Annotated in this window: 20 protein-coding genes; 10 read left to right on the top strand and 10 right to left on the bottom strand. The window is 60.4% G+C overall.

Annotation, left to right across the window (positions count from 1 at the left end):
* Position 1: 1 nt before the first annotated feature.
* Together MTR72_RS02735 and MTR72_RS02730 are read left to right on the top strand one after the other, a co-directional pair.
* On the top strand, positions 2–1,252 hold the full coding sequence (locus MTR72_RS02735; protein WP_280966209.1) for an ABC transporter permease: 1,251 nt from the start codon (positions 2–4) through the stop codon (positions 1,250–1,252).
* Entirely contained in the window at positions 1,249–1,953 is a 705-nt protein-coding gene (locus tag MTR72_RS02730; RefSeq protein ID WP_280966208.1) for an ABC transporter ATP-binding protein, read from the top strand. Before MTR72_RS02735 ends, MTR72_RS02730 begins: the two co-directional genes overlap by 4 nt.
* 167 nt (positions 1,954–2,120) lie before the next feature.
* Here MTR72_RS02730 and MTR72_RS02725 read toward each other — a convergent pair whose 3' ends face one another.
* A complete protein-coding gene (locus MTR72_RS02725; protein WP_280966207.1) occupies positions 2,121–2,429 on the bottom strand; it encodes a LysR substrate-binding domain-containing protein in 309 nt (102 codons plus the stop codon).
* A gap of 237 nt (positions 2,430–2,666) precedes the next feature.
* Entirely contained in the window at positions 2,667–4,097 is a 1,431-nt protein-coding gene (locus MTR72_RS02720; protein ID WP_341510092.1) for a rhamnogalacturonidase, read from the bottom strand.
* Between MTR72_RS02720 and MTR72_RS02715 the strand changes: the two genes are divergently transcribed.
* The 6 genes from MTR72_RS02715 (at position 4,066) to MTR72_RS02690 (ending at position 10,987) form a co-directional block, all read left to right on the top strand.
* Positions 4,066–4,350 (top strand): hypothetical protein, encoded by a 285-nt coding sequence (locus MTR72_RS02715; protein WP_280971185.1) that lies wholly within the window; start codon positions 4,066–4,068, stop codon positions 4,348–4,350. The genes MTR72_RS02720 and MTR72_RS02715 overlap by 32 nt on opposite strands.
* A 259-nt stretch (positions 4,351–4,609) precedes the next feature.
* Positions 4,610–6,082 carry an ABC transporter substrate-binding protein gene (locus MTR72_RS02710; RefSeq protein ID WP_280966206.1) on the top strand — a complete coding sequence of 491 codons (1,473 nt, stop codon included), beginning with the start codon at positions 4,610–4,612 and terminating at the stop codon, positions 6,080–6,082.
* A gap of 14 nt (positions 6,083–6,096) precedes the next feature.
* Positions 6,097–7,128 carry an ABC transporter ATP-binding protein gene (locus MTR72_RS02705; protein ID WP_280966205.1) on the top strand — a complete coding sequence of 344 codons (1,032 nt, stop codon included), beginning with the start codon at positions 6,097–6,099 and terminating at the stop codon, positions 7,126–7,128.
* A 70-nt stretch (positions 7,129–7,198) separates the two neighbouring features.
* The gene (locus tag MTR72_RS02700) at positions 7,199–8,173 is read left to right on the top strand and encodes a carbohydrate ABC transporter permease (RefSeq protein ID WP_280966204.1); all 975 of its coding nucleotides are present in this window, start codon (positions 7,199–7,201) and stop codon (positions 8,171–8,173) included.
* A gap of 6 nt (positions 8,174–8,179) precedes the next feature.
* The gene (locus tag MTR72_RS02695; RefSeq protein ID WP_280966203.1) at positions 8,180–9,031 is read left to right on the top strand and encodes a carbohydrate ABC transporter permease; all 852 of its coding nucleotides are present in this window, start codon (positions 8,180–8,182) and stop codon (positions 9,029–9,031) included.
* Positions 9,032–9,895: 864 nt separating this feature from the next.
* Positions 9,896–10,987: a SphA family protein gene (locus tag MTR72_RS02690; RefSeq protein WP_280966202.1), complete on the top strand. Its 1,092-nt coding sequence runs from the start codon at positions 9,896–9,898 to the stop codon at positions 10,985–10,987.
* Positions 10,988–11,243: 256 nt separating this feature from the next.
* Here the strand turns inward: MTR72_RS02690 and MTR72_RS02685 are convergent, their stop codons facing one another.
* The 4 genes from MTR72_RS02685 to MTR72_RS02670 form a co-directional block, all read right to left on the bottom strand.
* The gene (locus MTR72_RS02685) at positions 11,244–11,621 is read right to left on the bottom strand and encodes a hypothetical protein (RefSeq protein ID WP_280966201.1); all 378 of its coding nucleotides are present in this window, start codon (positions 11,619–11,621) and stop codon (positions 11,244–11,246) included.
* A 134-nt stretch (positions 11,622–11,755) separates the two neighbouring features.
* Complete coding sequence (locus tag MTR72_RS02680) at positions 11,756–13,387, bottom strand: arylsulfatase (RefSeq protein ID WP_341510091.1); 1,632 nt, start codon at positions 13,385–13,387, stop codon at positions 11,756–11,758.
* A 340-nt stretch (positions 13,388–13,727) separates the two neighbouring features.
* Positions 13,728–14,156, bottom strand: coding sequence for a hypothetical protein (locus tag MTR72_RS02675; protein ID WP_280966200.1), 429 nt, complete (start codon positions 14,154–14,156; stop codon positions 13,728–13,730).
* Between the two features lie 55 nt (positions 14,157–14,211).
* The gene (locus MTR72_RS02670) at positions 14,212–14,703 is read right to left on the bottom strand and encodes a hypothetical protein (protein WP_280966199.1); all 492 of its coding nucleotides are present in this window, start codon (positions 14,701–14,703) and stop codon (positions 14,212–14,214) included.
* A 415-nt stretch (positions 14,704–15,118) separates the two neighbouring features.
* Between MTR72_RS02670 and MTR72_RS02665 the strand changes: the two genes are divergently transcribed.
* Positions 15,119–15,346, top strand: coding sequence for a hypothetical protein (locus MTR72_RS02665; protein WP_280966198.1), 228 nt, complete (start codon positions 15,119–15,121; stop codon positions 15,344–15,346).
* Between the two features lie 30 nt (positions 15,347–15,376).
* On the opposite strand, the gene MTR72_RS02660 is transcribed toward MTR72_RS02665, so the two are convergent.
* The 4 genes from MTR72_RS02660 to MTR72_RS02645 all read right to left on the bottom strand — a co-directional run bounded on the left by MTR72_RS02660 (position 15,377) and on the right by MTR72_RS02645 (position 19,471).
* Positions 15,377–15,565: a hypothetical protein gene (locus MTR72_RS02660; protein WP_280966197.1), complete on the bottom strand. Its 189-nt coding sequence runs from the start codon at positions 15,563–15,565 to the stop codon at positions 15,377–15,379.
* A gap of 634 nt (positions 15,566–16,199) precedes the next feature.
* Positions 16,200–16,712 carry a DUF1269 domain-containing protein gene (locus tag MTR72_RS02655; protein ID WP_280966196.1) on the bottom strand — a complete coding sequence of 171 codons (513 nt, stop codon included), beginning with the start codon at positions 16,710–16,712 and terminating at the stop codon, positions 16,200–16,202.
* 189 nt (positions 16,713–16,901) lie between these two features.
* The gene (locus MTR72_RS02650) at positions 16,902–17,678 is read right to left on the bottom strand and encodes a hypothetical protein (protein WP_280966195.1); all 777 of its coding nucleotides are present in this window, start codon (positions 17,676–17,678) and stop codon (positions 16,902–16,904) included.
* A 131-nt stretch (positions 17,679–17,809) separates the two neighbouring features.
* A complete protein-coding gene (locus MTR72_RS02645; RefSeq protein WP_280971090.1) occupies positions 17,810–19,471 on the bottom strand; it encodes an arylsulfatase in 1,662 nt (553 codons plus the stop codon).
* A 689-nt stretch (positions 19,472–20,160) separates the two neighbouring features.
* On the opposite strand from MTR72_RS02645, the gene MTR72_RS02640 reads away from it, so the two are divergent.
* Positions 20,161–20,493, top strand: a complete 333-nt coding sequence (locus MTR72_RS02640; protein WP_280966194.1) for a hypothetical protein — start codon at positions 20,161–20,163, stop codon at positions 20,491–20,493.
* The last annotated feature ends 570 nt before the right edge of the window (positions 20,494–21,063 follow it).

Raw genomic sequence — 21,063 nt, 5'->3', positions numbered from 1 at the left:
GGTGAAGCTCACCTTCGGAGGTATGGGACGACGGTTTGTCGAGGCAATAGCTGCGATTATGATTTTAGCGGCCGCCAGTGCGACTGTGGCTGCGTCACTGATGGTGGTCGAAGGTGCCAGGAACGCATTAAACGGAGCCATACACCAGGACCGCCCCGACATCATTCACGTGAAGAGCCGGTTTAATCGTGCCTTGTTCGAAACGCCGCGTAGCGGAAATCTGCCGCCTCTTACGATACCGGTTTACGAGCCGCTGATTGATCCGGCTGACCTGGAACATGCGGCAGGCAGCAATCGGGTTATCAGACGACAATCGCTTTTTCGAAACGTTGTTTCCGGCGATGGATTTCTCAACATTTACGTCTTTGGCATCGATCCGGATGTCGAGCGGGAAGTGAGCCGCTTCGAGCTCGCGAGTGGTCGATTTCTTCGCAAAGACGATCGCGCGGCTGCAGTTCTCGATCAGGTGTCGGCTCGCACGCTTGGCGTCGACGTCGGCGCCACCTTCCCGATTCGCAAAGCGGATGGAGGGGATCTGGAGCTTACGGTTATCGGGATCTTCGACAAACTGGAATTGCGGGGAGCACCGCCGAGATCGGCCGAAGCCCCTTCGCTGAACCCTGAGGCGACCGACGTTTCGAGCGGGGCGTTCGTGAACATTCAGACGAGCGAGGATATATTTGGTCGACCGACACTGACTGACGCGCTTGTGATTGCAAGGAGCACGTCCGATGTGCCCTCTCTTGTCGCCAAACTGCAGGAAGCCTTCCGGCTTGAGCCGGGCATCTTCGTCACAGAGCGATATAGTCAATATGAACGCAAGGTGCGTGATTTCGTCCTGACATTGGCGGTGTTCACGGCCGTGAGCGTCGCAACCGTGTTATTGGCCGGAACATTCGCCGCAAACCTCTTGCATGACATCTACGTTGATCGCCGCAAGCAATACGCCACGTTGATTACGCTCGGGTTTCCGCCTGCAGTGGGTATCGCACCGGCTGTTGTGTTCGGATTGGTATTGGGCGCCGCTGGATCTGCTATTGGTAGTGTGGTCGCAATTCTATTTGTGCCGCGGTCCTTCGCGATACCGTCGCTGATGGCTGATCTTGGCACTACGCAGCCCGCGCTTGATCTGATGGTCGTTGGATCGATCGTCGCGATCGGGATCGCGGCCGTTATCGTCGGTTTTGCACCAACGGGCCGCCGTCTTCTGCGACATGCCCTGGCAACAAGCCTGTCGGAAGGACGCTCATGACCCAAGATCCATTCGTATCGGTGCGCGGAGTCTCGAAGACGTATCGAGGTGAGCGCTCCACCATTGGCGCGCTGCGCGACGTCTCGTTCGACATTGAGCAAGGCGAGTTCGTGCGCGTCAGCGGTCCGTCCGGATCAGGCAAAACCACACTTCTGAATCTTATCGCAGGCCTTGATGGCCCGGACCAGGGGGACATTGTTGTCGCCGGGATCAATATCGGTCGCCTATCGATGACCCAGGCCTCGAAGTACCGGGCCAAGGAGGTCGGGATCATTTTTCAGTCCTATAATCTGATCCCACAGCTCACCGCCTTGGAGAACGTTCTGCTCCCGATGATTGCCGTGGGGCGAGCCAATCGCGCTCGAGCCCGCGAACTGCTCGACGTTGTTGGCCTCGCCGATCGCAGTGATCACAATCCTTCTCAACTCAGCGGTGGAGAGCAGCAACGAGTTGCCGTTGCAAGGGCCTTGGCGAACGATCCTGCGCTCGTCCTAGCCGACGAACCCACTGGAAACCTTGATGACCAGAGCGCAGAAAGCGTTATGGTAATGCTTACGAATGCGGTCCGTGAACGTGGAAAGACACTGCTGCTCGTCACCCACGAGCGCGAAGGGGTTCAAGCGATTGACAGGTCCCTCGAGCTCAGGAATGGCGTGCTCAGCTCCTACCAGGTTGAGCGTTCCCAAGAGGGGGTCTCTTGAGATTGCGCCTTGCGCTGCCCCTCGTCCGAAATTGACTGCATAGGCTGCTCCTCCGAATCGTGGGAGCCTCAAACGGCGCCCCTCCTTGGCGCTCTCGCGTCGGCGGAGGAGCCGTCCACAGCATCATCAGCGGAAGGTGCCGATCCGGCCGAACTTGAACGGCGTCGTCACTCAAGGCGGGAAGCCTTGACGACATTCCGCACGCAATCGATGAACGACACCACAGGCGGATTGAGCGTCCGGTTCTTGACAAAAACGACTTCGGCGGAAACCCGCGGCCCTACCGATCTGATCGGCAGGACGCGCAGTGCGGCCTGACTGGCTTTCCGCCGCGCGACCGATATCGGGAGGATACCTACAAATTCACCGCTCGCCACCAGCGACGTCGTTAGCTCGATCGAGATCGTCTTCCCCAACCGAATCTGCAGGAAATAACGACCGTCGCCGCGCCGGGCGAGGTAGGAGGGACGAGCCACGTTGGCAGCCTTTCCGGGGCGCGGGCGGGTGAGACATCCGGGTGGGATGTAACACCATCAAATCCGCTACCACATTCCGGCCAACGTGCTGGAAAATATCAGGATTTCGCTTCGAATCTGGGCCTGGTAGCGCGTCCCTCCCCCGCTACCAAACGTGCGATTTTGCACGCCAACCTGCGATTTCTCACGCTTTGTTCGATGTGTCGTGCACCACGGCCGAAGCCGTGAGCCCTCTGTTCACAGCTGCATATGTGAGATCCGACCCTCGATCGACACGTCCTTCAGTCCGCGGTTGGCGAAGGCGCGGAAATCGGAAACGTCATTGAACGACACGGTCGGACCGATCGAACTGGGAAACTTGACGTGCGTGAGATCGGCGCTGTTCAAGTCGCCGAGCCAAAGCGACGGGCGCGCGTCGGCGGTGACAGCTCGAAGCTCCACATTGTTGAATTCGAGATTGCGAGCGTGACGTATGTAGAAATGCTGCGCTGGCAAAGGGCCAAACAGAACAGGCTCAGGATAGTCGTTCGGCCGCTCGACCGGTTGAAGCTCCGCCATCTCAGCAGTACCGCCACCCTTGTGCAGAAAGTAACAGTCGCTGATCTTGACGTCCTCGACCGCATGTCCTGGAACACCGCTAATGATCGATGGCATATCGTTCAGTGGCGCGTTGCAGGTGACATTGCTGATCAGAACGCGCTTGAGTGCGCCCACCGTAATGCCGGCGGGGCCGCGCAGGCGTGATCCGAGACGCAGGAATAGCGGCGCGTTGCGGATGTCGCGCATGGTGACCCCTGTCACGGTGATGTCCTCCATAATTCCGCCATCGACTGTCTCGAGCGCAAGGCCGCGACAGCTTTCAAAGACGCAGCTTGAAATGGCGATGTTCCGGAATCCGCCGTTCGATTCAGTGCCGCACTTGATGCGACCGGTGCGCTGCCAGCCGTGGTCCTCGTAAGTGCCGGGAAAAGGCTTGAAGCTGCCGTCAATGAGCGAGCCTACCTGGAAGCCGCCCGTAACGTAGCAATTGGCGATCGTGACGTTCTCGGTCGGGCGCGCATAGCCGAGAGCAAACGAGCTTTTCGGGCAGATCGCGTCGTCCCAGGGCGAGTTGATGCTGCAGTTCGAGATGCGAACGTTGCGGCAGCAATCGATGTTGATTCCGTCGCGATTGGTATCGATCTTCAGATTGTCGATCGTCAGGTTGTCGACACCCGTCGCCAGAACGGCGAAGTGTCCGCAGGCGAGCATCGACAGGTCGCGAAGAGTGACATTGTGGCAATTCTTTAGGGCGATCGCCTTGTTTCCCACGCCTGGTGCCTCGGCGAGCGGCAGGTCGGGGTCGTCGTGTCCGCGGGCAAGCCCCCGTCCCCAGATCAAGCCCGGTCCGAAGATTGCGACGTCATGGATGCTCTCGCCCCAGATCAGGCTATTGTGCCAGTGATTATGGCCGAAGTCCTGGAACGCCTCCCAGGGTCCGTTCGATTCTGCTGGATCGTAGCCTGACGCTGTCCCCTCACGCGGGGTGTCGGCGGCTATGATCACGCAGCCCTCATCAAGGTAAAGCGCAACTGCGCTTTTCAGGCGAAGCGAGTAGCACGCATAGCGACCCGCGGGAAAATATACCGTGCCGCCCATGCTGCCCGCTGCCTCGATCGCCCGATTGATTGCCGGCGAATCGATGGCTTTGCCGTCCCCAATCGCCCCGAAGCTGCGCGCGTCGAAGACTGTGCTGGCACCGGAAGTCGGAGCGGCGGCCGCGCTTGTATCGGGCGAGATCATCGCGCACCCGATCGACGCGGCGGCTTTGCTGGCTAGCGTGAGAAATTCTCTGCGGAAGCGGTCCATGTCACGCCTGGCCGAGAGGGGGATGGCGGAGGCTCACCATTTCGTGCGGACCATGGAATGGCGCAAGCGGTAGGACCACCCGGGCGGGGAATCATGCGACGAGCCTCAAAAGCTGCGGGTGCCCGTTACCGTGGCGATCGCAAGGTACGGTACGGCGTTTGCGCGCCAGATGCAGCGGCTTAGCCCTTCGTCGCAGAAACTCCTGCCGCCGAACCCCGTTAATTGATGGTCCAACGGGCTTTATGAGCGGAAAGCGATCGAACAAAACGTGTACAAATGGGGCTGCGAGTTCGATCCCCGTCCAAAATTTTTCGGACAAAGGGAGAGAAACCATGGCCAAGCGGTGGAATAGCCCAGCGCTCCTAGCGGTGTCGGTCGCCGCTGCTGCGCTCTGTGTGCTCGGAGCGAGTGCAAATCTGTCCGCGGCGGAAACGCCGGATGAACCAACTTCTGGCGTCAAGCCGTCGGCGATACACTTCCCGGTAAAATACGGGGCGCTGACCTTTCCCGAGAAATTCCCGGCCGGCACGACGCTATCGATCACGCAATGGAGCCATTTCGTTCCGCGCTACGACAAGTGGTTCGATGCCTATGCTCAACAATGGGGAGCCGCACACAACGTCAACGTCTCCGTGCAGCACATCAGTTATGCCGACCTGAACTCGACGCTTGCGGCCGCCATTGCCGCCAACAAGGGGCCGGCGCTGATGCAGATGAACGCGACGCCAGCCGCATTCATCCAGGGTCTGCAGCCCTTGGACGACGTCAATGACGCGGCCAAGGCGGCCTATGGCGCGGGCGTCGCGCCGTGCACCCATCAGGCTTATCTCCCGGTCAAACAGCAGTGGTACGCCTATTGCGTGGGCTGGGTCGTCGATCCCGGCGATTATCGCATCTCGCTGTGGAAGGATGCCGGCTATCCACAAGGACCGGCCACCTATGACGATCTCTTCAAGGGCGGCCAGAAGATCTATCAGAAAACGGGAATTCCGGTCGGCGTCGGCATGTCGCCCGAGATCGACTCGGAGTTCTATGCGCGTTCGCTGATCTGGTCGTTCGGCGGCACCGTGCAGGACGCCTGCGGCAACGTAACGCTCGATTCGCCGCAGGTACTCGACGCGGTGAAGTATCAGGCCAAGCTCTTCCACGCTGCCGAAACTCCGGAGGTGTTCTCCTGGAATGCGGCTTCGAACAATCAGGCGTTCGTGTCCGGGCGAGCCTCCTACATCCAGAACTCGATCTCCTTCTATCGGACGGCTCAGGAATCCAACCCGAAGAATGCGACCGACACCGGCTTCAGGCCGGGGCTGAAGGGGCCGAACGGCGACGTGCGCCAGACCGCGCATGTCTGGTTCATCTACGTTCTTCCGAAATACGTGACTGACAAGAACCAGATTCTGGCGGCGAAGAAGTTCATGCTCGACCTCGCTGCCAATTACAGCAGCGATACGTACTACAGCAAACTCTATGACTTCCCTGCCTATCCGCCGACGGTACCGCAGCTCGAACAGAAGGGCGGCTGGATCGATCACGATCCGTGGGGCTCGGACCCGCCCGACAAGCTTTCGGTGCTCAGGGGAGCGCTCGCCTGGACCGCATGGCTCGGCTATCCCGGCTACGCCAATCCAGCCACGAGTGAGGTCTACAACACGTTCCTGCTGTCAACGATGATGGCGCAGGCGGCGCGCGGCGAGAAAACACCAGAGCAGGCCGTCAAGGATACCGCTGCCCAGATGCAGAAGATCGTCGAGAAATGGAAACGGCTTGGCTACGTCGGGTGCGGTCGGGAAGCCAGCAAGGACTAGCGAGGATCAGCGCCGTGGCCGTGTTGGAAGTCAGAGAGCTGGCGAAACACTTCGGTGATTTCAAGGCCCTCAAGGGTATCGACCTGACGACGCGGGAGGGAGAGTTTCTCACCATCGTCGGTCCCTCCGGCTGCGGCAAGACGACGCTGATGCGATCGATCGCCGGCCTCGAGAAGCCGACCGCCGGCGACGTCTTTCTCAACGGCCGGCTCATTACTCCGCTGCCCCCGCGGGCGCGGAACATAGCAATGGTCTTTCAAAGCTATGCGCTCTATCCGCACATGTCAGTGGCCGACAACATCGCGTTTCCCCTCAAGGCGCGCGGCGCGGTGAAGGCGGAGCAAGAGCGTCTGATCCGCTGGGCAGCCGGAATACTTGGCATCGAAGGCCTCCTGCACCGCCGCCCGGCACGACTTTCGGGCGGCGAGAAACAGAAGGTGGCGCTGGCCCGCGCGATCGTGCGCAAACCGTCTCTCTTTATCTTCGACGAGCCGCTCAGCTCGCTCGACGCGCAGGTGCGGGCGGTAGCGCGTTCCGAACTCCGCCAGCTGCACGACCGTACCGGCATCACCACCGTCTACGTCACTCACGATCAGGTCGAGGCGATCGGCCTTGGCGATCGTGTCGCGGTGATGCAGGCCGGCGTGCTGCGCCAGATCGGCTCGCCTCACGAGCTCTACGCGGAGCCGGCAAACACGTTCGTCGCCGGGTTCATCGGCACGCCGCCGATGAACCTGCTGGAGCACGGCGCCACAATCGTCGGCTTTCGCCCGGAGCACCTCGCGCCGCGAGCGGCTGTGGCGAAATCCGACGACGTGGCGACGTTCCAGGTGCGCGTCACGCGGATCGAGTTTCTCGGCTCCGAATGGCTCGCCTACGGCAACGCGGATGGCGAATTCAGGAACGCCAAGGTGCTGTGCAAGCTACGGCAGGAAGCGATCGGCAAAGTGAAGGTCGGCGAGGTGCAGGAATTCGTGGTGCCGCGTTCACTGCTACGGTTTTTCGACATTCAAACCGGTATGCGCACGGCTGCCGCGCCAATTTGAAGCGCGGTCCTGCGACGCGGAAAGACACTGCGTCGCGACGTGCCGAATGGCCTGGCGGCGAGGAGTTGTCGTGAGAAACGAAGAAGGCTTCGGCGGGCGGAGAGAAGGATACGGGAAGCCGCCGCAACGGGAGGCGCGCATCGGAATAGCCGATCGCGATGGCGTTGTCGGTGCCATCATGCTGGCGCCAGCCGTTATCTATGTGATTGCACTTGTCGCGGTGCCGTTTTTCCTTGCCATTGCGCTAAGCCTCAGTGAGGCGACTGTCGGCAATCCCACGATTCAACAGTTTGTGGGCCTCGATAATTTCATCAGCGTGGTCTACGACGCCGCGTTCATGTTCGCTTTGCGTAACAGCATCATCATCACCGTGGCGACGCTGGTGCTTCTCACGATCCTGACGATCCTCCAGGTGGAGTTGCTCGCCCGCGACTTTCCCGGCAAGCGACTTGCGCAAATCCTGCTCATCCTGCCCTGGGCAATGCCGGTGGCGCTCGCCGCCGTCGGCTGGCTCTGGCTGCTCGATTCGGAGTTCAGCCCGATCGACTGGATCATTCGCGCGGTCGGCCTGCTCGGCCCCGGCACCATGCTCGGTCCGGCCAACAATCTCTTCTATCTTGGGCGCGAATGGCTTGGTATTGGTGCGGTCGTGACCATCAATGTCTGGCGCACGCTGCCGCTGTCCACGATTATCGTGATGGCAGGCCGCACGGCCATTCCGGGCGAACTGTTCGAACAGGCCGAACTGGACGGCGCCGGCTATTTCCGCGTCTTGTTTCAGATCACCCTGCCGGCGCTGGCGATCCTGCTCATCGTCGCCATCCTGTTCACAGTTCTCGTGATCTTCGGTGACATGACTGTGGTGGCGCTAACCACCAGGGGCGGACCCGGCTATACGACCGAAATTCTCCCATATTGGGCCTATCTCAAAGGCATCCAGGGTGGGGCGCTGAGCCAGGGCGCGGCAATCGCGCTGTTTCTGTTTCCAGTGCTGCTCGCCGTCTCCATCCTCGCCTTGCGCATGGCCTATCGCGGGCAGGAGTAGCAACCAATGCGCACGGGACAAACGCTTCGCACGGTCGGCTTCTACGCTGCGCTGCTGTTGTTCTGCGCCTTCGCAATCTTCCCGGCGGCGTGGATGCTGATCACGGCCTTCAAGCGCAATGCCGATCTGTACGATCCGGCCAACAATCCGTTTCTGTTCAATCTTCCCCCAACGCTGAGCCACATCGGCTTCCTGTTCACAGAGACGAATTATCCGGTCTTTCTCTGGAATTCGTTGTTCATCGGCGTCATCGTCGTCGCCATCACGCTGGTGCTCGCGGTGCCTGCGGCCTACAGTCTGGCGCGGCTGATGGGGCATTGGGGTGAGCATTCGAGCATCGCAATCTTCCTCGTCTATCTCATTCCTCCCACGCTGCTTTTCATCCCGCTGTACGAGGTCGTGACCCTGCTCGACCTCGCCAATACAGTGTGGTCGTTGATCCTTGTCTATCCGACGATTACGGTTCCGTTCTGCACCTGGCTTCTGCTCAGCTTCTTCCGCTCGATCCCGCGCGAGATCGAGGAGGCGGCCTTGACCGACGGTTGGAGCCGCGTCGGCGTCTTCTTCCGGGTGGCGCTGCCCCTTGCCATCCCGGGCATCACGACTTGCGTCGTCTTCGCCTTCGCGCTGTCGCTGAGCGACTACATCTATGCGGCTGTGTTCGTCAGTTCGACCGGGAGTCGCACCGTGAGCGCAGGGGTGCCGACCGAATTGATCCGCGGCGACATCTATTACTGGCAGGCACTGATGGCGGCGACCGCCATTGTCGGCCTCCCGCTTGCCGTGGTCTATGGCCTATTGTTCGACTGGCTAGTCAAAGGTTTTCAAGTCGAGCTGCCGCGCTCACCACGGGCTTAAGGGGTGTTCGACTGCGTCATGCGAAAGATTGGATGAGGTATCGCAGCTCCGGTGAGTGTGGGGAAAGGCGGTAGCGCTCCCCCGCTACCAATCCTGCGATTTTGCACGCCAGACTCCGATTTTCCCGCGATTTTGTACTTTCTGCGAGTAGCGGTCGGAGCCCGCTGGCGTTGTGTTGCCAGAGGGACGTGACAGTCCGTGCCTCGCGAGAGCGGACTCTCGTGCCAATGAAGCGCTTCGGAAACATTTGGGATACTCAGCGGCGTCAACGCCGGCACGACGAGCACGTCAGTAAATCCAAATCCGCAATGACTGGCCGCCTGCTTCATGCCCAAACTCACGTAGGCGCCTAGCGGCATCGACGCGAGCTTCCTCGATCCATGTCACGGACGTGATTCCGCCTTGGCGACGAAACAGCGGTGCGAAGTGGCGCAGGCTGATCTCCTCGATCACGGCGGGATGACGTTTGTCGAGTAAGTCCACGCCTTCGACCTCAAACCTGATGCGGTCGCGCTCGGCAATGGCCTCGATGGTGTAGCGCGTCGTCAGGTCGAAAGGCGCCGACCCCGCCTCTCAAACGTAAGATAATCGATTTCGGTGTGCCTTCGCAAAAGCGGCAAAACTGGTCGCTTTGGTCGAACGTCTCTGTCGGCAAGATGTGCCATGCAAAAACGGCAAGAACGTCGAGCTACACATCCGGAAATTGTGGCAAGGAAGGTACAGTCTCCCGCAAAATATGCACAAGCTGAGAATGTGCCGATTCTGCATAGCCGCGCTGTAGTAGCATCTGCTCATTTTCCGGCTCCTCGCACGACCCGATTGTTCTTCGGTTGTGACAGGAGGGCGAAGAATGGGGATCGGCAGATGCAGATAAAGGGCGGGAAATCGCTATCGACGGCTGGTTTCGTTTGGCGGTTAGGCGCGGCAGCAATTGCCGCTTTGCTCGCGTTCCCCAATGATGCAGCGCGAGCCGATGAAGACGGCATCAGCTTTTGGATACCCGGATTTTTTGGCAGCCTCGCGGCTGTTCCCCAGCAGGCGCCGGGCTGGTCGGTAACTTCGGTCTATTATCACACCTCGGTTTCTGCCGGCGGCGATGTGGCGCGGGCACGCGAGATCACGATTGGCCGAATTCCCGCAAATCTGAGCGTCAACGCGAGCGCGAACGTCAATGCAAACGTGAATCTTGGTCTTCTGGCCGGGACCTACACTTTCGAGACGCCGGTGCTCGGTGGTCAGGCCTCCGCCAGCTTGCTGACGGCCTACGGCTCCAACTCCACGTCGCTGGCGGGATCTCTGACTGGAGCTTTGACGCTCCCGGGCGGCGGCACGATCCCCTTCTCGCGCTTCGACAGCATCGACAGCTCGCTCATTGCATTTGGCGATCTGGTCCCGCAGTTCGCGCTGCGCTGGAATGCCGGTGTCAACAACTACATGACCTACATTACCGCCGACCTCCCGGTCGGCGCCTACCAGTCGACCCGCCTTGCGAATTTGGGGCTTGGGCACTGGGCGATCGACGCCGGCGGCGGCTACACCTATTTCGACCCAAAGACCGGGCATGAAGCTTCGGCGGTGCTGGGATTCACATACAACTTCGTCAACCCCTCCACCCAATATCAAAGCGGCGTCGACATGCATCTCGACTGGGGTGCGTCGCAATTCCTGACCAAGCAGTGGCAGGTCGGCCTCGTAGGTTACCTTTATCAGCAGCTTGGCTGCGACAGCGGCTCCGGTGATCGCGTCGGCTGCTTCCGCTCGCGAGTGGCCGGCGTCGGACCGCAGGTTGGTTATATTTTTCCGGTCGGAGACATGCAGGGATACCTGAACCTGAAGGCCTATGGCGAATTCGCCAATGAAAATCGGCCAGCAGGCTGGAATGTCTGGCTGACGTTCAATCTTCAGCCTACGGCGGCAACACCGCCTACGTCCCCGAGGCCGAGGTTCACAAAATAGAAGCGCAGGTGACGCCCATCTTTGTGACGAATTGAGCATCTGGTTGAATTGAATGCTGAACCAAGCGATGAGCTTTGGCACATCTCGCACGGGAAAAAGGATGAGCTCGCCCACGAGAAGCCGGATGGGAGGAACGCCGGTGACGATGCCTCCGCCGCCGCTGACAGCATTGAAGGATCAGATTTGGCTCGGCATCCGCCGCGCGGTGAAACCAGTGATCGCCGCGGACTGCGTCGGCATGCGTGGCGGCTTGGTGTCAGTTCCTGTTTCGATTCTTGCTCGCGCCCTTCAACGCCGTCGCTGGCGACAACGTCGCGGGGTCGTTCATCTGCATGCAGGTCAATAGATCAACGTAGCTGCCCGTTCCCAATAGCGTCGCTTCGGCGGCGCAGCGGTCACGAATGGACGCGGAATAATTTGACCAGATAGTAGCAAGCTGCTGTCGCGCGGCGTTCTCGTCGCGCATGCAATTCTCGACAGATTGGGGAAGATCGAGGTTCATGGCCTTGTCCGTGGCCGCCGTTTCTTTGCATGTCCTTTCGACGTCGATAACGGGCACCACATCTCCGACGGGCACCACCAATGGACTTCCAAGCTGAGTGACCAGTACGAGTGACAAGAATGCCCCGTTCATTGCGGCCTCCTTCGAGTGCGCTGAAGCACGGATCGGAAGCTTCCAGCGCGAGTTCGCTCCCGGCTGCCCCTGCCGGTTCGCTATGGGGCGAGCGCTCTTTTTGAGAGCGCCCGCGTGTTGAAAGACCGGGCCGATTACTGCCCTTGATGTTGTTTGATCTTCTCCTCAATCTCCCGTTTTACGGTTTCAAGGTTGAAGCTCGCTGGCGCCTGCATGGGAGGAAACTCGATCGCAGTTTGCGCCAATTCGGCGACCTCCTGTTGAACAACCACGAAGCGCCAGAATTCGCGGGCCATGAAGTCGTTGAAGTAGCCGGGCGACCCGGTGTTCAGCGTCTCGCCTCGGAGGATGGGCAGCCTCTCAAACGGATCCTGGCGGATGTTGATGATGGCTGGCATGTCGGTCGTGTCCTTCTCGCCGGGCCACCCGTATGGCTGCTGGAAGAACTGGAACTTGAAATCATCGTGGCGAACTGCGCCCAAATGCGGACCGGCAAAATAGAAGATCTCATGGCGAGCGGAGGGACCCTTGCCCGTCAGAAGATCCATCTGATTGTAGCCGTCGAGATGATTCTTGTAGGTGCGGCCTTCCAGCGTCACGCCCTTGAGAAGCTGGTCGGTAACGTTCGGGTTTCCGGCTGCAGCGGTCAATGTCGGGAACCAATCGAGCCCGGAGACGATTCCATTCTCGACCGAACCGGGCTTGATGTGGCCGGGCCAGCGAATGATGGCCGGCACGCGGAAGCCGCCTTCAAAGGCGGTCCCTTTGGTGGACTTGAACGGCGTCATGCCGCCGTCCGGCCAGGTAAACACCTCGGCGCCGTTGTCCGTCGTGAAGATGACGATGGTGTTGTTGGTTTCGCCGATGTCGTCGATATGCTTGAGCAGGGCACCAACGCTGTCGTCGAGCTGGGCCATGCCGGCTTCCTCGAGACCGTAATTCGACTCGTGGTTCTGCATCGCGCTGTACTTCTTCGACAGGAATGTCCAGACGTGCATGCGCGTCGTGTTGTGCCAGACGAAGAAGGGTTTGCCGTCGCGCTTGGCCTTATCCATGAAGTCGCTGGACGCCTTGACCAACACCTCGTCGAAGGTGGTCATGTCGTACTTCGCCTTCAGGAACGGTAGGTCATGCATATTCGGCACGTTCTGCATGTCGGGAAACGGCGGCAGCGGCCCCTCGTCGACGATCCGCTGCTTGCCGATCTTGCCCCAGCGCGGCATCTCGGTGGGGTCGTCCTTGTCCGTCGCGTAGCTGTGGATCAGGCTGCGCGGCCCGTACTTGTTGTAGTAGTCCTGGTTGACTGGGAACGAGTACCAGTAGGGGTCGGACATCGCGTCGAGGTGATACAGGTAGCCGAAGAATTCGTCGAAGCCGTGCACCGTCGGCAGATATTTGTTGAGATCGCCGAGGTGGTTCTTGCCGAACTGTCCGGTGGCGTAGCCGAGCGATCTGAGGGCGGTGGCGAGTGTCACGGCCTGGTCCGGTATGCCAACATCGGCACCGGCCTGACCGACAGTCGTCAGCCCCGTGCGGATCGGCAACTCGCCAGTGATGAAGTTGGCGCGTCCCGCCGTGCAGCTCGCTTCGGCGTAGTAGTCGGTGAACATCATGCCTTCAGACGCCAGCTTGTCGAGGTTTGGCGTCTTGCCCGACATCATTCCGCGGTGGTAGGCGCCGATGTTGAACCAGCCAACGTCGTCACCCATGATCACAACGATGTTTGGTTTTCGCTCCTGCTGGGCAAAGGCGGGAATGCTCGCCATTGTCGTGACGCTACACAACACGACAATGGCAGCCCAGATCGTTCTGAACATTCTCATGGAAGCCTTCCTTGATGCCGACTGCAGAAACCCGGGCCGCAGCCTTCGCCCAACTCCACCCACCAACCGATTTGCATCGTGATCAATGGAGGATCACATGTCGGCAATCGGTCGGACGCCTCGCGGACAGGAAATTGGTCGAAACGCCCTGGATGCGCTATGCACTTTCGGCAGGACCATTCTCACGCAGAAATCGGCATGACAGCAGGCTTCGCTCGTTTTGCTCCAGGCCCAGCGCTGGGCGATGGCTTGCTCAGCGCCGCGCGGAGATCTCTGCATCAAGTCAGCACGGGCGATACATCGCCTGAAGCTGTCTGCCTCGGAGGAAGATTGTTCTCGGAGTCAACCCGCCGTGACGCGCGATCCAGCGCCGCACCTGTACCGGATACATCGCAAAGAGCATCCGGGTTGCTTCGAGGCTCGTGATGGCGCGTCGGTGAGCACCGAATTCCCAGGCGGCGTGGAAGGCGAGGTTGGCCCTTGAGGTTACGCAAATCTTATCGCGCGGAATCGCTGCAAGCACGATGGTGCAAGCCGACGCGCAAAGGCCATCGATCATCACCCTTTGGCCGGAAGCACCCAGCTCCTCATAACTGTCCAGGTAGCTGTCGATCAGTCCCCCACGGTCATTTGCAATCCGAACCGCTGCCTGGCACGCTCCTATGCACGCGATCAAGAGCGCTGCCGCGAACATTCCGCTGAGAAGCTTCATGTTTTGCCGCCCCTAGGTGATTGTGATGCGTATTACGCGCTCCCTCAGGCTTGCTTCACCACCAGTAGCCAGAAGGTTGATCGCAGCCGTTCACCCAGGTGAAGCCGTCCCAGAACAAGCACTGGTCGTAGCCCGCATATGGATAGCCGTAGTCCCAGCTACTCGCGGCGACACCGGCGGCGACGACGCCAGCCGCAATCGGCCAGCCCCATCCGCCCCAGCCACCGCGCCAGCCGGGCCGCCATCCAGCCCAGCCTCCGCCCCAGCCCGGGCGCCATCCGCCGCGCCATCCACCGCCCCAGCCGGGGCGCGCGACCAGAGCGCCGCCGCGAAAGCCACCAACGGCCATGGCGCGGCTTCCTGTGAATCCGGCGCCTCTAAAACCGCCGCCGAAACCTCTTCCCGCAAATCCGCCGCCATGAAAGCCGCCGCCATGGAATCCGCCGCCGCCGAAGCCTCCTCTTGCTGCTGCAGGATCCGCGGTCAGCGCCAGCATTGATGCGGCGATCGCGACACCAATGAGAATCGTGCATCTCTTGTTGCGCATTGCAGGCACTCCTGTTCTTTCGGTCCTCCAAATCAGACTCCAGCTCCGCCGATCGGCCGGCGCCGCTGGCGCCGTTGTCCAACGAGCCCGCGTCTTCGCGTTGCCTCAGACAGCGAATTCTGAAAGCTGGCCTAAACTTTCCCGACGGGCTATGCGATTTCGGCTGAATTCAGCGCGGTGAGATGCGCGACCAAGCTCTTGTGCGCCATGTTAGCATACGCAGTGAAGCTAGACCCACATCATCACAAGCGAGCAGGCCGAGCGTGACGATCTCCCCATGGCGGGCGATCCGCGGGGATTGGCGCCGATGGGCAATATCGAGCTGGCATCGCAAATGTTAATCTGCCCACTCAGCCGGCGGGCAGGCGTGGCGTCTCGCTGCCCTCGGCGGCGATGTGAAATCGGGAGATCGGTAATGTCAGACAGAATCAAGAATGCCTTGATTGCACTGTTGTGTTTGTTGGGCGCGATGAACGCGATTGCGCTTGTCGTCAATCTTTCGCAGCCTTCCAGGGCGGCCGTCCGCGGAATGAGCTACCAGGATCTGCTGCACGACCCCGATTTCACGCGAGCGGTCAAGACGATCGCCGAGCAATGCAACGTCAACGTCGATCTCGCAAAGCTGAAGTGCCAAGGTGGATGATCCCGGCACCGGCTGTTGCTTGGTGATCGACTACCTGCCTGCAGCACGTGTCAGGATGGCTGCCATCAACTGAGCGGCCGTCTGGCTGGAGACAACAGCTTGCCTCTTGAGTTCTCGATAGACGTCGGGAGGAAGAGGAACGTTCGCAATGATCAGCGTACCCGCCGGCATCATGTTCGCCGCGATCTGGCGTTCCAGGATGCTGTCGAACCGGCGCATGCGGTCCCATTTCTCGGCAGCGGTGAGCCCGGCTCGCGGGCGACGACGCGACAATAGGCGGCGATCAGGACATTCTGCACCTCGGACCACGAGATATCGGGGCTGGCGATTTGCAGCCTGTTGATCTGCTCGTTGATCTCGTTGGCGAGATCGACGCGGTTTTCGGTGGTGAAGAGCGCGCCACCGGAAGCGTCTCCGATGAGACTGGGAACCGATCCCGGACCGATTTCCGGACATTCGAGAGTGTCGGAACTGTAGCTTTGCCCCGCTGAGCAACAAAGGAGCATGACGAGCGCGAGCACAAATCCGAGGCAGCGCCGCCGGCATTTGCATTGAGCCGTGATGAGCGAACGCGACAGCGCGAATTGTGGCACGCGAAGCCAATGAAGCATTCCAAATGACAGGGCCGCTCTCGAAACGTACTTGCGGAGACGGTGCTGCTGCTCGAACGGCAACGCTCGCTTCCAATCATTCTTCATGCTGATCACCGTCCAGCCGACCTTCGCCTCGTCAGATCCCGGGAATCTGTGCGCGGGCCTAAGGCACGCGCCATCTGACGGTGGCGCCAAAGTCTTCGACGCGAAGCCCTCATGTGGCCCAAGGGGAACCCAGTTAGTTCGTGAACAGGTCGAACTCAGGAGGGCGGAGCAGGCACGGCCGCTTGGACGCCGGCCAGAGCCGTCTGCAGGGCCGCTTCCTTCGTATGATCGAGCGAGGTTCTCAGCACTGTACCGCCTTCGCCCTTGAGGCCTTCGAGCACCTTATCTGCTGTGACCTTCCGCGCCAGGACGAATAGCGCCGCTGTCCCGGGCTGGATGGCGGCCGCCGTATCTTTCATGAATTTGTCATTGATGCCAGCATCGGTCAAAGCACCGCCCACAGCCCCGGAGGCGGCGCCCAAGGCCGCGCCAGCGAGCGGCATCAAAAAGATCAGGCCAATCAGCGTACCCCAAAAAGCGCCACCGACGGCTCCTGCGGCGGTAGTGTTGATCATCTGGTTCAGTTTGATATGGCCCTTGGCGTCCTTCACGGCGACCACTGCATCACCCAATTCGAGCAAGTATTCCTTCTGCATGGCCAGTAATTTCTGTCTGACTTCCTCCGCCTTCGCCTCAGTTGGGAATGCGATTACGACGAGATCACTCATTGCGATCCTCCTCTAAGACATTTTCCTCGTTGCACGAAAGAAGAGCGCAGGTGGGCCGCCAAGCGTACTATTCGAACGCGAAGATGCGCTTCCAATCGTTCATGCTGATCACGTTCCAACCGTTCTTCCTCGCCTTATCGTAGAGCACCGGCGTGAACGTGCCGCAGAGCCGGCACATTTCGCGTTGCCTCAGTAGCAAGGCGGGTAGGGGTAATAGCCGCAATACGGATTGGCCGCCGCGGCGCCTAATGCCGCTGCACCCAGCGCGGCCCCACCAACTGCGGCGGCTGCATACGGAGCCCCGCGATACCAGGCACCGCGAGCGACGTAGGGATGGTAGCCGACAGCGCCGACGTGACCATACCCGACGCGATCGAAGCCGCCGGCACGGAATCCACCGGCATGGAAGCCACCGAACCCGCCGGCGTGGAAGCCGCCAGCATGGAAGCCACCGAAGCCGAAACGATCGATGAAGAGCGCCGCAGGCCCATCGCCGCCTGTGAGCTCGCCTTCGAGCACGTCAACGTCGAAGGTCAGCTTGTCGCCCTCGAGCTTCGCAGTCTTCAGCGTGACGACGGCATCGCGGATTTTCGATCCGTCCGTGTTGAATACCGAGATGGTGCCGTTCGGCGGATCCTTGGTGAAGCTCTCATCGCTTTCATTGCTGGGCGACCATTCCTCCAAGAGGTGCGTCGTCAGCGCATGCCCGGCCGCCCGCACCGGGCGGTCCGCAAAAACGATGGAGTTGGGCGCAACGCCCGTCAGCGTCAGCTTCCCGCCCTGCAGGCTGGCGCCGCGGGCGTTCATGACGATCAACGACGGCACGATGTCCGGGCTGGCCTGGCCGATCGTCTTCTGCAGCGGCACGTGCTGCGGTGTCGAAGGCGTTGTCTGAGCCAGCGCGGGCGCTACTCCGCAGAGCAGGAGAGCGATGATCATGTGACCGGCTCGATTTCTTCTGGTCATGAGCGACTCCTAACGTTCACATCGGTCAGATTGGTGGTCTCTCAGGGATTGCATGGGAAACGCATCGCTTCACCGGTGGTGGGCGGACGCCCGTGGGGGCGTCCGCATGGTCGTCGCGTCTGCTCACGCCTCTATTCACCAGCGTGACTGCTCGTCTTCATCTCCCTGACCTGCTGCATGACCTGTTCCAGATTGTAGCTCGCTGGATTCTGCAGCGGCGGGAATTTGACGAAAGTCTCAAGGTGCATCAGCCACAACTGCTGCCCGATAGGCAGCATGTTCCAGTCATAGACATACGCGGTAGACGGAGAAGCAATCGCCCCGCCCATACCGAACAGCGTCTTCTGCTGTTGGCCAATGGAAGTCTCGAAGGGATCGCGCTTGACGTTGACGACCTGGGTCCAGTGGAAGGGCAGCACTCCGGAAATGAAGCCCGACGGTGCATCGGACACCATTGCGAAGTACATCTTCCAGTTCTTGTAGCGGACGGCCGACGGCTCCTTGCCGGAATAATACAAGAAGTGGTCGCGTGCCGACTTGTCAGACTTGCCGCTCAGATAGTCGATCTGATTGACGCCATCGAGTGTGGTCTTGACGATACCGGGATACTGGCCGGCCTCAATCCGCTGCTTCAGGGCGTTGCCTTTTGGTCCGCCGGCGGCCTCGACAAGCGTCGGGAGCCAGTCGAGGGCGGCGAACATTTCGTTCTTGACCGTGCCGGGCTTGATGACGCCCGGCCAGCGGATCACCATCGGAGCCCGCATGCCGCCCTCCCAGGTGCTCAGCTTGCCGCCCTTGAACGGAGTGGTGCCACCGTCCGGAAAGGTGATGGTCTCGGCGCCATTGTCGGTGGTGAACACGACGATCGTGTTGTTGACTTGGCCCATGTCTTCGAGCTTCTTCAGCACCACGCCGATATTGTCATCCATCTGCTTCATGCCGGCTTCGTTGACGCCCCAGTCCTTGCCGCCAGCTTCGCCAACCATCGCCAAGTATTTGTCCGAAAGCACGGTCGTGATGTGCATGCGCGCCGGGTTGTACCAGACGAAGAATGGCTTGTTGGTCTTCTTCGGATCGTTGCGGTCGAGGAAGTCAACGACCTTGGCCGAGATTTCCTCGTCCACCGTCTTCGAACGCTCAAGTGTCAGCGGTCCCTCGTCCTTGCACATTTGCTTGGCGCTACTGCCGTCGGATGACGTGCACGCGAGCACCGGACGCGGCGGCGTCAGGCAAACCGTGGTCTTGGGATCCACCGCGCCGGGGACCTCGGACAATCCAGGGATCGGCGTGTTCTTGCATGGCGGCGCGAGGGTCTGCTGGGTCGGGGTTTTGTTGATATCGGGGAAGCTCACCCCCTGCATGGCGTCGAGGTGATAGAGGTAACCCCAGTATTCCTGGAAGCCGTGCGCCGTCGGCAGCGATTCTGTGTGGTCGCCGAGATGATTTTTGCCGAACTCGCCGGTGGTGTAGCCGAGATCGAGCAGAAACCTGGCAAGCGTCGGGGTCCCAGGCCGCAGATAGGATGGACTGCCGGGAATTTCTGGCAACGTCATGCCGACGCGGACCGGCTGCATGCCGGTGAAGAAGGCTGTACGCCCCGCCGTGCAGCTCTGCTCGGCGTAATAGTCCGTGAACATCGCGCCTTCGTTGGCGATGCGATCAATGTTCGGCGTTTCGCCGACCATCAGGCCGCGGTGATAGATGCTGGGCTGCATCCAACCGATGTCGTCGCCCATGATAAAGAGGATGTTGGGCTTCTGCCCCTGCTGGGCGGAAGCAGGAATGCTCGCCATTGTCGTGGCCGTACACGCCAGGACAATAGCGCCCCAGATTGCTCTGAACAGGCTCATAGTTGGCTTCCTTGATGTCGGCTGCCGAAACCGGGCCGCAGCCTTCGCCCCCCATCCACCCACTGACGGTCTTTGCCGATCCATACAGGATCAGGCGAGCACTCAGTCGCCATGCACGCACGAAATTGGCTGAAGGGGCCTCGATGCGCTATGCGATTCCGGCAAGCGCAATGCGGCGTCTCAGAAGCAGTCTTCCAAAAAATACTGGGCGACCCGAGGCATTCCGATTTTCGCGGGGGAGGGGCCAACACCAAAGTTGGCGCCGTCGGGATTAGCTCGTTTCCCACTCCGAACGTCTACTTAGCGGCGGCTCGTTCAGCGGCTACGTGCCGAATCTGCATTGTGCGCGCCACGATCCCAACGCAGGCTGGCTCCGCTGGCAGCCAGTAGGAGCGCAATCAAACGACAGTAAATCGGCACCTGACGCTTCCGAATCTGCATAGACGGCGCTGCAAGCTGGATACTAGATATTTCGTAAGTTGAGGCCTCCTGCTGACAAACAAGAGTACTTTTGGCTTTTGCGCTAACGCTGCACACGGACTGAAAACGATGGACGGCGGCGGGAGTGGGGCCGGACGAGAGCCTAGCGCCGCAGTTAGGCCAGTCTCACGATTTGACCAATGGAGTGAGTTATGAGGCATTTGTGGCTAGCTATTGCAATCCTGCCCGCCCTTGCCAGCGCGGGGGCGTCGGCACAATCGATCAATCTCACCGGCATCTATACTTGCGTCGACAGATGCCGGGGAAACCTACCTGCCCATATCACGCAGAACGGAGCTGCGCTCAATCTCTTGACCGAAGGAGGCGTCCCCGCCCAGGCATGGCCGGACTGGTTTTCGCCGACAAGCCGGATCTGGATTGATGCCTTCAACGAAGGCGCGGTCTATTCACCGAATGGTATGGTCATTCAGTTCGACAATGGGACCATCTGGCAACGAGGCTTGCCGCCGCCCCAACGCAGATAGAACGCTACGCCTATGTTAGACTAGGTATCGAGCGTGCCACAATGCGTCACTCCGGGCGCAAACGACCGAAGATGACGGATGTGGCGGCGGCAACTGCCGATGGTAGTGCCGCCGTCCGAAGCGTATTGAGGGCGCGTCAGTACTGATTTGGGCAGACCCAAGCGCCGTAGGCATTACGATAGCAGCCGCTGTTGTAGCCGTAGGCGCCGTAATAACCGGCCGCCGCCGCACCCACCGCCGCCGCTCCTACCGCCGCTCCACGATAGGGATAATATCCTCCGCGCCAGGCGACGCCACGATAAGCCGCTCCACGATAAGCCGCCCCGCGATAGGCGCCGCCGCGATAAGCCACGCTACGCCCGGCTACAGCGCCCCCTCGGAAATGTGCCGCGCGAACCCCGCCACCGTGAAATCCGCCGCCACGGAAACCACCGCGGGCCAACGCGTCGTCGGGGACAAAGGTTGCGCTTACAAGGACGGTGGCTGCAAAGCCAATCAAAGCCTTTCGCAACATTGGCCATTCTCCCTTGCTAGAACTGCACTGAAACAACGGCCCCGCAAATCCGCATC

Source organism: Bradyrhizobium sp. ISRA442 (assembly GCF_038085055.1).
In the GTDB taxonomy this organism is placed as follows: Bacteria; Pseudomonadota; Alphaproteobacteria; order Rhizobiales; family Xanthobacteraceae; genus Bradyrhizobium.
The sequence above is the reverse complement of the archived record's forward strand: the minus strand, read 5'-3'. Positions and strand labels throughout refer to the sequence as shown.